This window comes from Streptomyces sp. NPDC002476 (genome assembly GCF_042889785.1).
Classification (GTDB): Bacteria; Actinomycetota; Actinomycetes; order Streptomycetales; family Streptomycetaceae; genus Streptomyces.
Genome location: NZ_JBIARH010000012.1, coordinates 41,154 through 54,353, shown reverse-complemented (window position 1 = coordinate 54,353; position 13,200 = coordinate 41,154). Strand labels below are relative to the sequence as shown.

Genomic DNA, 13,200 nt, shown 5'->3' with positions numbered 1-13,200 from the left:
GGCACGACGGACACGACCGACGAGGAGCGCGGCACGGTGAGCGAGATCAGCGCGGCGGACGCGGTGACCGCGGCGGACGCGGTCACGACGGCCGGCTGGCGACGGGCCGGGATCGCCGGGGCCGCCATAGGCGTGCTCGCGGCGGGCGCGGCGGCCGGTGTCGCGGTCGAGCGGCTGACCGTGGGGCGCGGCATGCGCAGGAGGGCCCGGCTGGCGCTGGACGCCTCGGGACCGTACGGCTCGCTGCGCGGGCTGCCGGGCCGGGCCGTCGCCGACGACGGCACCGAGCTGTACTACGAGGTCGACGAGGTCGATCCGGACGGCGCGGCACCCTGGCACGGGAGCGACGGGACCGACACCGACGCCGGTGATGCCGACACCGACACCGGCGTCGCCGGTACCGCGCGCACCACCGGCTCCCGTACCGCAGGAAACGGCTCCCGCCGCCGCAGGCTCTTCGGCCGCAAGGAGCCCGTGCCCGTCACGATCGTGTTCAGCCACGGCTACTGCCTCAACCAGGACTCCTGGCACTTCCAGCGGGCGGCGTTGCGCGGGCTGGTCCGTACCGTCCACTGGGACCAGCGCAGTCACGGACGTTCGGAGCGGGGCCGGGCCCAGGCGGACGGGGTGACGGTCGGCATCGACCAGCTCGGGCGGGACCTGAAGGCGGTCATCGACGCGGTCGCCCCCGAGGGCAGGCTGGTGCTGGTCGGGCACTCGATGGGCGGCATGACGATCATGGCGCTCGCCGAGCAGTACCCCCAGCTCGTCCGGGACCGGGTGGCCGCCGTCGCGTTCGTCGGCACATCGAGCGGAAAGCTCGACGAGGTCAGTTTCGGGCTGCCGCTCGCGGGCGTGAACGCGGTGCGACGGGTGCTGCCCGGGGTGCTCAGGGCGCTCGGCTCGCAGGCGGAGCTGGTGGAACGCGGCCGTCGGGCGACCGCCGACCTGTTCGCCGGGCTGATCAAGCGGTACTCGTTCGGCTCGCGGGACGTCGACCCCGCGGTGGAACGGTTCGCCGAGCGGCTCATCGAGTCCACCCCGATCGACGTCGTCGCCGAGTTCTACCCGGCCTTCACCGAACACGACAAGAGCCACGTCCTGCCCGCGTTCCGCGAAGTCCCGGTGCTGGTCCTGGCGGGCGACAAGGACCTGGTGACGCCCAGTTCGCACAGCGAGGCCATCGCCGACCAGCTGCCGGAGGCGGAGCTGGTCATCGTGCCGGACGGCGGCCATCTGGTGATGCTGGAGCACCCGGAGACGGTCACGGACCGGCTGGCCGACCTGCTGGCGCGCGTGGGCGCGGTCGCCCGCAAGAGCTGACGACCTGGGGAGCAATAGGGAGTGGATCAGCGAGCGGCGTCGTGCGGCTTCGAATCCAAGGCGGAGGAGGGAGGCGACGCGGAGCGTCGGTGACCGACGACAACGCGGGAGGCGGAGTCGCAGGGCGTCGGGAGCCCGCTCCCTATTGCTCCCCAGGTCGTAAGGTTGGCGGACATGGAAGCACCGCACAACAGCCCGCAGACGGAGGCGTCGCACGGCGACCCGGCGACCGGGGCGGGCGAGGACGTCGGCCCGGACACCGTCACCGTCGGCCTGGCCGTCGACTCACCCGAACAGATGCAGGCCCTGGGCCGTCGGCTCGCCCGTGTGCTGCGCCCCGGCGACCTCGTGATGCTCACCGGCGAGCTCGGCGCCGGGAAGACGACGCTGACCCGGGGGCTCGGCGAGGGCCTCGGCGTGCGCGGCGCCGTCACGTCCCCCACCTTCGTGATCGCCCGCGTCCACCCGTCCCTGACCGGCGGCCCCGCGCTGGTCCACGTCGACGCGTACCGGCTGGGCGGCGGACTCGACGAGATGGAGGACCTGGACCTCGACGTGTCGCTGCCGGAGTCGGTGGTGGTCGTGGAGTGGGGCGACGGCAAGGTCGAGGAGCTGTCGCAGGACAGGTTGCGGGTGCTCATCCATCGCGCGGTCGGCGACACGGACGACGAGCGGCGCTCGGTGACGCTGGTCGGCGTCGGCGCGCGCTGGGCCGGGCTGCGCGAGGCCCTGGAGGGCTGACGGGCCGGGCCGCGCGAGGCCGTGCGGACCCGATGGAGCCGGGCCGCGCGAGGTCCCGAGGACGGGTGGGAACGGATTCCGGGGGCCCGTGCCCGACCCCGTGCACACTTTCCGACAGCATGTCGGCAAATTGTTGCGCCGGGCGGGGAGGGCGTGGTCACATGGATGGTGAGAGCGGGTTAGGTCTGCCTAACCGTGCCTGCCATCGGAGCCTCAGGAGGCATCCATGACGACGCCCGCCGAACGCGAAGTGCCGCCGCCGTCGATGAGCGACCTGCTGGCGGCCTGCGCGGCGGCGACGGCGGTCTCGACGCCGCCCCCGCCGTCCGAAGACCGCGTCGCGGACACTGCCGCGCCCGCGTCCGAGCCCTCCGCCGATACCGCCCCGGACTCCGGGGCCGACGCCGAGGCGGACTCCGGCACCGGCTCCGGCATCGGTGCCGGAACCGAGAAGGGCGCCGCTTCCGCGCTCGGACGCCGGGCGGGCTGACCGCGGCCGGAAGGGGCTGACGCGCGGCGGCGGCCCCGCCTGAAGTGTCGTGAGCCGCTCGGGGGAACCGCACGCACATGCGGGTGTGTGCGTGCGCCGTCGCGGCGGGACAACGCGTTCGGCGCGGTCGACGTCGCCGAACGGATCACCGACTGGGACTTCGCCGCCGCGGCGCATGCCCTGGGCCTGCCGGAGGACGTGGACGACCTGCGGGACGCGTACGCGGCGAGGCTGCTCGGCTCCTGACCGCCCGGTGCCGGCCGGGCGCCGGTCACCACCCCCGCGCCGGGCGCGGCGGCCCGTACGGCGCGCTCAGAGGCCGTCGGCCGCCGCGGCAGCGGTGCTCAGGGGACCACGACTACCGAGGTGCGGTTCCACGCGAAGTTCCACATCGCGTCCCCGTCGGCCCGGGACATCCGCACGCCGCCCGTCTTCAGCGACGGGTCGGGGCTCTTCATCGAGCCGTCCACCGCCGCGCTGAAGCCGACGGTCACCCCGTCCACCATCGCGAAGCGCACCACGTGCTCGATCATCACGCCGTCCGAACCCTGGGTGGGGGGCTCGCTGCGGCTTGTCACCCGGTACGTCCCCGGGGCGGGGCTCAGCGCGCTCGGCACGACCTCGAAGGTCCTGAGCACCTTGTCGTTCTCGTCGACGAGCCACACCCGGCGGTCGGCCAGCGCGTACACCGTCCGCTTGCCGGTCCCGGAGCCGGCGGGGACCACGGGCGGGGCCTCCTTCTCCTTCTCCGGCTTCGCGGTGGCGGTGGCCGTGGCGGACGCCTTCGGCTTCGGAACCGCGACGGAGTCGGGCGCGTTCGCCGATGCCTGGTACGCCAGGAAACCGACCGCGGCGAGCGCCGCGACGGTGAGCCCGGCCACGATTCCCGAGCTGCCCCTAGCCACCGTGCGCGCCCCTTTCGCCTTCGTTGACAGCACAAGCACAGCACAAGCGTTTGTCGTACAAGCGTTTACGTCGTTAGGTCGTACTCGCGTGTGCACGGTGACGGTAGCAGCCGGGACCGGCCCCGCTCGTCCCGTCCCGCCGGGACGGGCGGGGCCGGGGCGCGGTGCCCCCTCCGGCGGAGCCGTAGGCTGTTTGCGTGCTCTTGCTCGCCTTGGATACCGCCACCCCCGCCGTCACCGTCGCCCTGCACGACGGGACCTCCGTCGTCGCCGAGTACGGACAGGTCGACGCCCGAAGGCACGGGGAGCTGCTGCTGCCCGCCGTCGACCGGGTCCTCGCCGAGGCCGGTACGAAACTCGACGCCGTGACGGACGTCGTCGTGGGCGTCGGCCCCGGCCCGTACACCGGGCTGCGGGTCGGTCTGGTCACGGCCGCGACCTTCGGCTCCGTCCTCTCCGTGCCCGTGCACGGGCTGTGCACCCTGGACGGTCTCGCATACGCCGCCGGGCGGGCCGGTCTGGAGGGCCCGTTCGCCGTCGCGACGGACGCGCGCCGCAAGGAGGTCTACTGGGCGCGGTACGAGGACTTCCGCACCCGGGTCGCGGAACCCGCCGTCGACCGCCCCGCCGACATCGCCGGGGCGCTGGCCGGGCTTCCCGTCGTGGGCGCGGGCGCCGTCATCTACCCGGAGGCGTTCCCGGACGCCCGGGGCCCCGAGCACGTCGGCGCGGGCGCGCTGGCCGCCCTCGCCGCCGAGCGCCTCGCCGCGGGCGCGGAACTGCTGCCGCCCCGGCCGCTCTACCTGCGCAGGCCCGACGCCCAGGTGCCGAAGAACTACAAGGTGGTCACCCCGAAGTGACGAGCACGAGCACGAGCGCGACCGCCGTGCTGCGCGAGATGCGCTGGTGGGACATCGGCCCGGTGCTGGAGCTGGAGGCCGAGCTGTTCCCGGACGACGCCTGGTCGGCCGGGATGTTCTGGTCCGAGCTGGCGCACGCGCGAGGCCCCGGCACCACCCGCCGCTACGTCGTCGCCGAGGACCCGGCCACCGGCCGGATCGTCGGCTACGCCGGTCTCGCCGCGGCCGGAGACCTCGCCGACGTGCAGACCATCGGCGTCACCCGCGACCACTGGAGCGGCGGCCTCGGCTCCGCGCTCCTCACCGACCTGCTCAAACACGCCACGGCCTTCGAGTGCGCCGAGGTGCTGCTCGAAGTCCGCGTCGACAACACCCGGGCGCAGAAGCTGTACGAACGCTTCGGCTTCGAACCCGTCGGCTTCCGCCGCGGCTACTACCAGCCGGGCAACGTCGACGCGCTCGTCATGCGCCTGCGCGTGCACGAGGAGGCGCACCAGGACGTGGACGTGCACGCGGACGCGCAGGAAGACGTACAAGAGCCCGTACCGGAAACTGGAACTGACTGATGGCTGACGAACCGCTCGTACTCGGCATCGAGACCTCCTGCGACGAGACCGGTGTCGGCATCGTCCGGGGCACGACCCTGCTCGCCGACGCCGTCGCCTCCAGCGTCGACACGCACGCCCGCTTCGGCGGCGTCGTCCCGGAGATCGCGTCCCGCGCGCACCTGGAGGCGATGGTCCCCACCATCGAGCGCGCCCTGAAGGAGGCCGGGATCAGCGCCCGCGACCTCGACGGGATCTCCGTCACCGCCGGCCCCGGCCTCGCGGGCGCGCTGCTGGTCGGCGTCTCGGCGGCGAAGGCGTACGCGTACGCGCTCGGCAAGCCGCTCTACGGGGTGAACCACCTGGCCTCGCACATCTGCGTCGACCAGCTGGAGCACGGTCCGCTGCCCGAGCCGACGATGGCGCTGCTGGTCAGCGGCGGCCACTCCTCGCTGCTGCTGGCCCCGGACATCACCAGCGACGTGCGTCCGCTGGGCGCGACCATCGACGACGCGGCGGGCGAGGCGTTCGACAAGATCGCCCGGGTGCTGGACCTCGGCTTCCCCGGCGGCCCGGTCATCGACCGGCTGGCGCGGGAGGGCGACCCGGCGGCGATCGCGTTCCCGCGCGGACTGACCGGTTCGCGCGACGCCGCCTACGACTTCTCCTTCTCCGGCCTGAAGACCTCGGTGGCCCGCTGGGTCGAGGCCAAGCGGGCGGCGGGCGAGGAGGTGCCGGTACGGGACGTGGCGGCGTCCTTCCAGGAGGCCGTGGTGGACGTGCTCACCCGCAAGGCCGTCCGGGCCTGCAAGGACGAGGGCGTCGACCATCTGATGATCGGCGGCGGCGTCGCGGCCAACTCGCGGCTGCGGGCGCTGGCCGAGGAGCGGTGCGAACGGGCCGGCGTCCGGCTGCGGGTGCCCCGGCCGGGGCTGTGCACGGACAACGGGGCGATGGTCGCGGCGCTGGGCGCGGAGATGGTGGCCCGGGGGCGGCCCGCCTCGGACCTGGAACTGTCCGCGGACTCGTCGCTGCCGGTGACGGACGCCCATGTGCCGGGCGCCCACGCGCACGGACACGGGCACGGCCATGCACACGACCACGATCACGTGCACGAGATCAGCAAGGAAAACCTCTACTCATGAGCGGTACGACCGTCGCGCTGATGTGGGAGGCCCGCGCCGTCACCGGCCGGGGCCCCGAACTCCTGGAGTGGGCCCGCGCCCGCGCGGCCGAACTGGCCCGCGAGCCGTTGCGGCGCGAGGTGCTGCGCGCCCCGCAGGACCGGGTCCTGGTCATCACCTGGTGGGACGCGGCCTACGGTGACGAGCTGCCCGAACTCCCGTCACCGGAGGCCGATGTGGTCACCCGCCCGGTGCACCGCTGGCGCTTCGAGTCGCTGGAGGCGGTGGAGTCCGCCGACTGAGCGGCCCGCGGGGCAAGCGGCCCCGTGGCCCGTGGAGGGGGAGAGCTGCGTACGAGGTCGACCAGGTCGGCGTAGCCCTAGCACCCGGCGCGCCCGCACGTGTCCGCCCGCCCCCGCCCGGCTTCCCGTCCGCGCCGCGCTTATTTTTATACGCGTATATGAATCGCCGGGCTCGGCATATGAATCGCCGGGCTCGGCCCCGGGCTGCTGCTCGCGGCGGCGGCGCCGACCGCCCTCCTGCTGCTGCCGCGGCCGGAACGGACCGCTCTGGTCGTCGCGGAAAAATTCCCGGAAGAATTCCGGAGCGGATGTCGATCCGGCCGTCTCCCGTTCGACGCAGGGGTGAGAGGCGGGGAACGGCCCCGCACCTTCCGACCGAGGAGTCACCATGCCGCGTTTCATGTCGCTGATCCGTCTCGACGAGCAGAACTCCGGACGTCCGGGCCCGGAGGTCGAGGAGCGGATGAAGGCCCTGTTCGAGGAGATCACCAAGGCCGGGGTCATGCTGGAGACGGCCGGGCTCACCCCGACCTCCGAGGGGACCAGGCTCACCTGGTCCGGTGGCCGGCTCAGCGCCACCGACGGCCCCTTCACCGAGGCCAAGGAGGTCGTCGGCGGTTACGCCATCCTCCAGGTCAAGGACAAGGCGGAGGCCCTGGAATGGGCCCGGCGGTTCCTGCAGGTGCACCCGGAGGAATGGAACATCACCTGCGAGGTCCGTCGGATCGAGGAGCCTCCGGGCGCCTGACCGGCGCCGGTGGCGGTTCCGGCCCCGGTCGCGGTGCGGGTTGCGTCCCCGGTCCCGTCGCCGACCCCGCGTCGGCACCGGGGCACGGCGACGGCCCGCCGGGCCCGCCGGGCTTGTCGCCCGGCCGCACGGCTGATCGAATGCTGATCATGACGGTGGGGAGCACGGCGACGGCGATCGAAGCGGTCTTCAGGATCGAGTCCGCGCGGATCGTCGCGGGTGTCGCCCGCATCGTGCGGGACGTGGGCATCGCCGAGGAGATCGCACAGGACGCCCTGGTGGCCGCCCTGGAGCAGTGGCCGGACTCGGGTGTCCCGGACCGGCCGGGCGCCTGGCTCATGACCACGGCGAAGCGCCGCGCCATCGATCTCGTACGCCGCAAGGAGACCTACGCGCGCAAGCTCGCCGAGGTGGGGCGGGCCCTGGAGGACGTGCCGCCGCCCGAGCTCGCGGAAACCGACGACATCGACGACGACCTGCTCCGGCTGACCTTCACCGCCTGCCATCCGGTGCTCGCCACGCCGGCCCGTGTCGCCCTCACACTGAGGCTGCTCGGCGGGCTCACCACCGAGGAGATCGCCCGCGCGTTCCTGGTGCCCGAAGCGACCGTCGCCCAGCGCGTCGTCCGAGCGAAACGGGCCCTCGGCCGTGAGGGCGTCCCGTTCGAGGTGCCGTACGGGGCGGACCGCGCCGCCCGTCTCGGCTCGGTGCTCGAAGTCATCTACCTGATCTTCAACGAGGGCTACGCGGCGACGGCCGGTGACGACTGGCTGCGTCCGGCGCTGTGCGAGGACGCGCTGCGGCTGGCCCGGGTGCTCGCGGCCCTGATGGAGGACGAGCCCGAGGTCCACGGCCTGGTCGCGCTGCTGGAGCTCCAGGCGTCGCGGGGGACGGCCAGGACCGGGCCCGACGGCGTGCCGGTGCTGCTCGCCGACCAGAACCGGGCCCGCTGGGACCAACTCCTGATCCGGCGCGGCATCGCCGCCCTGGAACGGTCCGTGGCCCTGACACGGGCGACGGGCGCCGGACTCGGCCCGTACGCCGTACAGGCCGCGATCGCCGCGTGCCATGCCGGGGCGCCCCGGTACGAGGACACGGACTGGGCCGGCATCGCGGGCCTCTACGACCGCCTCGCCGCGATCGCGCCGTCACCGGTCGTCGAGCTGAACCGGGCCGTGGCGGTGTCGAGGGCACGGGGTCCGGAGGCCGGACTCGCCCTCGTCGACGCCCTGGCCGACGACCGCGCGCTCCGGGACTACCACCTGCTGCCGAGCGTCCGCGGGGACCTGCTGGCCGGCGCGGGCCGTACGGACGAGGCACGCGCGGAGTTCGTACGGGCCGCCGGACTGACCCGCAACGAACGGGAACGCGCGCTGCTGCTCGACCGCGCGGCACGGCTCGACCGATGACGCTCCTGTCCGCGGCGCCCGTTCGGCGCCCGATCAGCTCACGGGTATGCCCGGCCGGTGCACGATCGGGCCTGTTCGGCAGCCCTGTGGGCGCATGACCGTGCCTGTCCAGCAGCCCGGCCGGCGCTCGGTCGTGCCTGTTCGGCAGGCGGCGCCCGTCCGGTGCACGGCGCCCGGTCAGCGCACGGCCACGCCCAACGAGGCGGCGCCCATCGTCCTCGGCGCACCCTTCTCGTAGAACACGTCGAGGTCGGTGATCGTGAATCCCGCGGCCGTCACCATCCCGGCGATCGGCCGGGTCAGACGGCAGCCCCCGAAGAGCCGCCGCTCCAGCGGGTCGAGGCGGTGCTGCAGGCGGCGCACGTCCTCGTCCTCCTCCGGCGCCAGTCCGTGCTCCAGGAAGTGCAGGGTTCCGCCGGGCTTCAGGACCCGCCGCACCTCGCGCAGCGCCGCGTCGGCGTCCGGGACGGTGCACAGCGTCCACGTGGACAGGGCGCCGTCGAAGGTCTCGTCGTCGAACGGCAGGTACTGGCTGTCCAGCCCGGCGCGCCGCACCGGGGTGCGTCCCGCGTGGACACGGTCGCGGGCGAGGCGCCAGCCGAGGTCGGACGGCTCGATCGCGGCCACGGCGGTGACGGTCTCCGGGTAGAACGGCACATTGCGCCCGGAGCCGAAGCCGATCTCGACGATCTCGCCGTACAGGCCCTCGCAGACCCGGCGCCGCAGCGGTTCCGTCGTCTTCATCCCGCCGACCACATCGACGATCCGGGGCACGATCCGTTCGGCGTAGAACCCCATCAGGAACCTCCGTGTGTCCCTCTCCAGCATGGCACCGGGGCGGTCCCCGCGCATCGCACGTCGCGCGGGAGCGGTGGCCCGCACTCGATAGGGTCGGGTCCATGTCATTGCGCACCCAACTGCCGCCCCCGCCGCCCGTGGAGATACGTGCCTGGCCCGGCCGGGAGGAGATGCTCGCCGACCGGGCCGGGGTGCTCGCGGAGCTGGTGAGACGGCACATGTCGTTGGGACGGCTGGCGCTGCTGTGGCTGTGGGCCGTGCTCTGCGCGATCGGCTGGTCGCTGGTGGGCGCGGCGATGACCGCGTTCGAGCAGACCTCCGACTTCTTCAGCGCCGTGCTCGCGCTGATCCTCGTCGTCATGGGCGTCTGCTGCGTGGTGCCCGCCGTCATACTCGTCGCGGTCGGGCTGCGCCGCGACCGTGACATCCGTCGGCTGCTCGTCTCCTGGGGCGAGTTGGGGCGCGACCCGGCCCGGGACGCGGGGCTGCGGAAGCCGGGGACGGCCCTGGTGTGGCTGCTGCTGTCCTACGCGCTGTGCGCGCTCGGGCTGTACATGTGCTTCGCGTTCCCGGCGGTCGAGGAGGCGGTCAAGGAGTCCTACGGGCTGGTCGCCATGGTCATGGGGCTCGGGATGATCGCCTGGCTCACCGGGCTGATCGGCCTCGTCAAGGCGTCCGCCCACCGCCGCTGGGTGATGCGGGTACTGGCCGGGGCGCCCGCCCCGCAGCCGCTGTTCTCCACCGGCGGCGGCGCGCACCGCTGACCCGCGCACCGCTGACCGGGGCCCGGCCCGTCCGGCCCGCCGCGTCCGAGCCGGGTCCGGGCGGGGCCCCTGGCCGGGGACGGGTCAGCGGCCGGCCGGCGGCCGGTCCTCGCCCGGTGGGCCGGCCGGTGTCGGTTCGGTCGACGGACGGCCGATCAGCATCGTCGGCGCCCCGGCCACCCGGGTCAGGAACACCGTGGCGGCGTTCGGTCCCCGGAGCTTCATCCGGCGGCGCAGCTCCTCCGGTTCGACGGCCGAGCCGCGCTTCTTCACCGTCAGGACGCCCACCTCCCGCTCCCGCAGCAGTGCCTTCAGCTTCTTCATGTTGAACGGCAGTTGATCGGTGATCTCGTACCCGGAGGTGTACGGGGACGCGTACGGCCGGTCGCTCGTGACGTACGCGATGGTCTCGTCGATCAGCCGCCCGTCGCACCGCGCCACCACGTCGGCGACCAGATGGGCGCGGATCACGGCGCCGTCCGGCTCGTACAGATAGCGCCCGACCGGGCCGACCGGCGGGGCGGGCGGCGGGACCGCCGACCACAGACCGGCCCCGGCCGGGAGCACGGTGGCGCGGTACGAACCGGCCGTGAAGCCCTCGCCGAACCAGAGCACCGCCTCCTTCACGTCGCCGCCGTCCGAGATCCACTCGGCCTCGGCCTGCTCCGGGATCGCCTCGTGCGGGATGCCGGGGGCGATCTTCAGCGCGGCGCGGGGGGCCCGCAGCGCGGCACCGGTCGCCCAGGAGAGCGGCGGCGAGTACGCCTCGGGGTCGAAGATCCGGCCCCGGCCGCCGCGCCGGGCCGGGTCGACGAAGACCGCGTCGTACCCCGAGGCGTCGACCTCGGTGACATCGGCGCACCGCACCTCGATCAGGTCCGCCAGGCCGAGCGCGGCGGCGTTGGCGCGGGCCACCTCGGCGGTCAGCGGGTCGCGGTCCACGGCGAGGACCCGGATGCCCGCCCGCGCGAACGCGATCGCGTCGCCGCCGATCCCGCAGCAGAGGTCCGCGAGGCTCCGCACCCCGCCCGCCTCGGCGAACCGCCGGGCCCGGTGCGTGGCCACCGACGTACGGGTCGCCTGCTCGACACCGTTCGGCGTGAAGAACATCCGGTACGCGTCCTCGGCCCCGAACTTCGCCACCGCCCGCTGCCGCAGCCGCGCCTGCCCCAGCGCCGCCGACACCAGGGCGGGTGGGTGCGTGCGGCGCAGCCGGGTGGCGGTGGCCAGCTCCTGGGAGGGGTCGTAGGACCGCAGTTCGTCCAGCAGAGCGGTCCCCTCGGGGGTGCGCAGGGCCCGGAAGGCGGCGAGCGGACCGTCGGCGCCGGACGCGTCATGAGCGCCGGTGACGTCACCGGCCCCGGAGGCGTCATCGGTCCCGGAGGCGTCATCGGTCCCTGACGCGGCGTCCGTGCCTTCCGGGACGTCCGCGCCGGACGCGGCTTCCGGGACGTCCGCGCCGGACGCGGCGTCGGCGCCGAATGGGGCATTCGAGTTGTTCGGTCCTGCCAGGTCGGGCGAACCGGCCGGGTCGTTCGGGGCGAGAGCGTTCACCCGCCCCATTGTGAGCCAGTCGGGGTGGTGAGCCAGTCGGGTTGACCGGCGCGGCCGGCGGTGGTGTCGGGCCGGAGTGCCCTTCGTGAGCTGGCAGTATGCAACGCCACGTCATTTATACGACTAATACGATAAAAGGAAGAATTGGCCATGAAAGCGTGTGAATCGGGCCCGTGCGCGTCCCGCGGTCCTGGCTCCGCGGGGCGTCGGCCGACCCGCGCGGCCCTGGCCGCACTCCTGGTCGCCGCGGTCGGTTCGGGGTGCGCCTCCGGGACCGCGGGGCGGGCGGACACCGGCCCCGGGCACCGGGCCGACGCGTCCATGGGCCCCTTCCCCGTGCTGCCCACCGAACCGCCCCCCGGGCATCCCGGCGGACCGGGATACCACGGAGGGGCCGGTGCCCCGGCCGACCGCGGCGCCCCCGCCGGAGCGCGCGAGAACGCGAAGCTCGCCCCGGCCGTACGGGCCGCCCTCGCCAAGAAATGGGGGCTGGCCCGCGCGCCCCTGATCGCACCCCCGCCCGCCGCCAAGCCGCGCGTCACCACTCGGAGGGGCTTCGAGGTCACGGGCGGCGACGCCTCCCTGCCGCCGGTCTTCACCACCGTCCCGACCGAGGACCGGGTGGTGTTCCTGACCATGGACGACGGCGCGGAGAAGGACCCCGAACTGCTGCGGATGATGGACGAACTCGACATCCCGTACAGCGCGTTCCTCACCGACCAAGAGGTGCGCGGCAACTACGGGTACTTCGGCGAGGCGCAACGGCTCGGCGTCGGCCTCAACAACCACACCCTCAGCCACCCCTACCTTCCCGAGCTCTCGTACGAGGAGCAGAAGCGCGAGATCTGCGGTCAGCAGGACATCATCGAGAAGCAGTTCGGGAAGCGGCCCGTCCTCTTCCGTCCGCCGTACGGCAACTACAACGCGGACACGCTGCGCATCGCGAAGTCCTGCGGGATCGAGGCCGTGCCGCTCTGGAACGCGGAGGCGTTCCCGGACCACATGGAATGGCGCGAGGGGGACGGGAAGCTGCGCCCCGGCGACATCATCCTCACGCACTTCCGGGGCCGGAACGAATGGGGCGCCGACATGACCGAACTGGTCCGCGCCGTCATGAAGACGATCACGGACCAGGGGTACGCGGTGGCCCGGCTGGAGGACTACGTATGACCGGAGGGCCGCGCACGAGCGGCACGGGACGGGCGCGTGCGCGACGTGCGAGGCGTACGAGACGTGCGAGAGGCGCCGGACGGCGGGGCGGGCGCGCCGACTGATCGCCGGGGCGACGGCGGCCGGTGCGCTGCTGACGGCGACGGCCGGGTGCGCGCAGTCGGCCGATCCGGTCGAGCGGCTGGGCCGCAAGGCCGCCCGCGACCTCACCCGCACCCCCAGCCGGAGCTCGCCCCGGCCGGAACCTGCCCGCGACCTCACCCGCCCCCGGCCGGAACTCGCCCCCGGCCCTCGCGTGCGTCCGACCGTCCGGGACCGGTCCAGCCCGCACTGTTGTTCCGCCCGGGCTCCCGTGTACGGGCCGGCGCCTCGGCACCCCGGGCCGGCAGGGGGAGCCCGGACGCCACGACTGGCTGAATTGGCACTCCGCTTGACCGAGTGCTAATCGCGGTCATAGTCTCGGTGCT

At 73.8% G+C, this 13,200-nt stretch carries 15 protein-coding genes; 12 read left to right on the top strand and 3 right to left on the bottom strand.

Translation table 11 applies throughout. The annotated features are described in order from the left end of the window. Positions 1-36 precede the first annotated feature (36 nt). The 4 genes from ACFYXM_RS16485 to ACFYXM_RS16470 all read left to right on the top strand — a co-directional run bounded on the left by ACFYXM_RS16485 (position 37) and on the right by ACFYXM_RS16470 (position 2,800). Entirely contained in the window at positions 37-1,323 is a 1,287-nt protein-coding gene (locus ACFYXM_RS16485; protein ID WP_389289887.1) for an alpha/beta fold hydrolase, read from the top strand. A 174-nt stretch (positions 1,324-1,497) separates the two neighbouring features. Further along, a complete protein-coding gene (gene tsaE, locus ACFYXM_RS16480; protein WP_389289885.1) occupies positions 1,498-2,064 on the top strand; it encodes a tRNA (adenosine(37)-N6)-threonylcarbamoyltransferase complex ATPase subunit type 1 TsaE in 567 nt (188 codons plus the stop codon). A gap of 226 nt (positions 2,065-2,290) precedes the next feature. Beyond that, on the top strand, positions 2,291-2,554 hold the full coding sequence (locus ACFYXM_RS16475) for a hypothetical protein (RefSeq protein WP_389289883.1): 264 nt from the start codon (positions 2,291-2,293) through the stop codon (positions 2,552-2,554). Between the two features lie 87 nt (positions 2,555-2,641). Beyond that, positions 2,642-2,800, top strand: coding sequence for a hypothetical protein (locus ACFYXM_RS16470; protein ID WP_389289881.1), 159 nt, complete (start codon positions 2,642-2,644; stop codon positions 2,798-2,800). Positions 2,801-2,898: 98 nt separating this feature from the next. Here the strand turns inward: ACFYXM_RS16470 and ACFYXM_RS16465 are convergent, their stop codons facing one another. Continuing rightward, positions 2,899-3,459: a hypothetical protein gene (locus ACFYXM_RS16465; RefSeq protein WP_389289879.1), complete on the bottom strand. Its 561-nt coding sequence runs from the start codon at positions 3,457-3,459 to the stop codon at positions 2,899-2,901. A gap of 197 nt (positions 3,460-3,656) precedes the next feature. Here ACFYXM_RS16465 and tsaB point away from each other — a divergent pair, with 197 nt between their 5' ends. The 6 genes from tsaB to ACFYXM_RS16435 all read left to right on the top strand — a co-directional run bounded on the left by tsaB (position 3,657) and on the right by ACFYXM_RS16435 (position 8,447). After that, positions 3,657-4,319 carry a tRNA (adenosine(37)-N6)-threonylcarbamoyltransferase complex dimerization subunit type 1 TsaB gene (tsaB, locus tag ACFYXM_RS16460; RefSeq protein ID WP_389289877.1) on the top strand — a complete coding sequence of 221 codons (663 nt, stop codon included), beginning with the start codon at positions 3,657-3,659 and terminating at the stop codon, positions 4,317-4,319. A 38-nt stretch (positions 4,320-4,357) separates the two neighbouring features. Further along, entirely contained in the window at positions 4,358-4,885 is a 528-nt protein-coding gene (gene rimI / locus ACFYXM_RS16455; protein WP_389290021.1) for a ribosomal protein S18-alanine N-acetyltransferase, read from the top strand. Beyond that, the gene (gene tsaD / locus ACFYXM_RS16450) at positions 4,885-6,009 is read left to right on the top strand and encodes a tRNA (adenosine(37)-N6)-threonylcarbamoyltransferase complex transferase subunit TsaD (protein ID WP_389289876.1); all 1,125 of its coding nucleotides are present in this window, start codon (positions 4,885-4,887) and stop codon (positions 6,007-6,009) included. The genes rimI and tsaD overlap by 1 nt, the downstream gene beginning before the upstream one ends. After that, entirely contained in the window at positions 6,006-6,290 is a 285-nt protein-coding gene (locus ACFYXM_RS16445; protein WP_389289874.1) for a hypothetical protein, read from the top strand. The genes tsaD and ACFYXM_RS16445 overlap by 4 nt, the downstream gene beginning before the upstream one ends. A 388-nt stretch (positions 6,291-6,678) precedes the next feature. Next, the gene (locus ACFYXM_RS16440; protein ID WP_389289872.1) at positions 6,679-7,038 is read left to right on the top strand and encodes a YciI family protein; all 360 of its coding nucleotides are present in this window, start codon (positions 6,679-6,681) and stop codon (positions 7,036-7,038) included. Between the two features lie 149 nt (positions 7,039-7,187). Beyond that, complete coding sequence (locus tag ACFYXM_RS16435) at positions 7,188-8,447, top strand: RNA polymerase sigma factor (protein ID WP_389289871.1); 1,260 nt, start codon at positions 7,188-7,190, stop codon at positions 8,445-8,447. A 177-nt stretch (positions 8,448-8,624) separates the two neighbouring features. Here ACFYXM_RS16435 and ACFYXM_RS16430 read toward each other — a convergent pair whose 3' ends face one another. Continuing rightward, positions 8,625-9,245, bottom strand: a complete 621-nt coding sequence (locus ACFYXM_RS16430; RefSeq protein ID WP_389289869.1) for a class I SAM-dependent methyltransferase — start codon at positions 9,243-9,245, stop codon at positions 8,625-8,627. A gap of 101 nt (positions 9,246-9,346) precedes the next feature. Here ACFYXM_RS16430 and ACFYXM_RS16425 point away from each other — a divergent pair, with 101 nt between their 5' ends. Next, the gene (locus ACFYXM_RS16425) at positions 9,347-10,009 is read left to right on the top strand and encodes a hypothetical protein (protein WP_389289868.1); all 663 of its coding nucleotides are present in this window, start codon (positions 9,347-9,349) and stop codon (positions 10,007-10,009) included. An 84-nt stretch (positions 10,010-10,093) separates the two neighbouring features. Here ACFYXM_RS16425 and ACFYXM_RS16420 read toward each other — a convergent pair whose 3' ends face one another. Beyond that, positions 10,094-11,302 (bottom strand): methyltransferase domain-containing protein, encoded by a 1,209-nt coding sequence (locus ACFYXM_RS16420; RefSeq protein WP_389290019.1) that lies wholly within the window; start codon positions 11,300-11,302, stop codon positions 10,094-10,096. A 411-nt stretch (positions 11,303-11,713) separates the two neighbouring features. On the opposite strand from ACFYXM_RS16420, the gene ACFYXM_RS16415 reads away from it, so the two are divergent. Beyond that, positions 11,714-12,733, top strand: a complete 1,020-nt coding sequence (locus tag ACFYXM_RS16415; protein WP_389289866.1) for a polysaccharide deacetylase family protein — start codon at positions 11,714-11,716, stop codon at positions 12,731-12,733. The last annotated feature ends 467 nt before the right edge of the window (positions 12,734-13,200 follow it).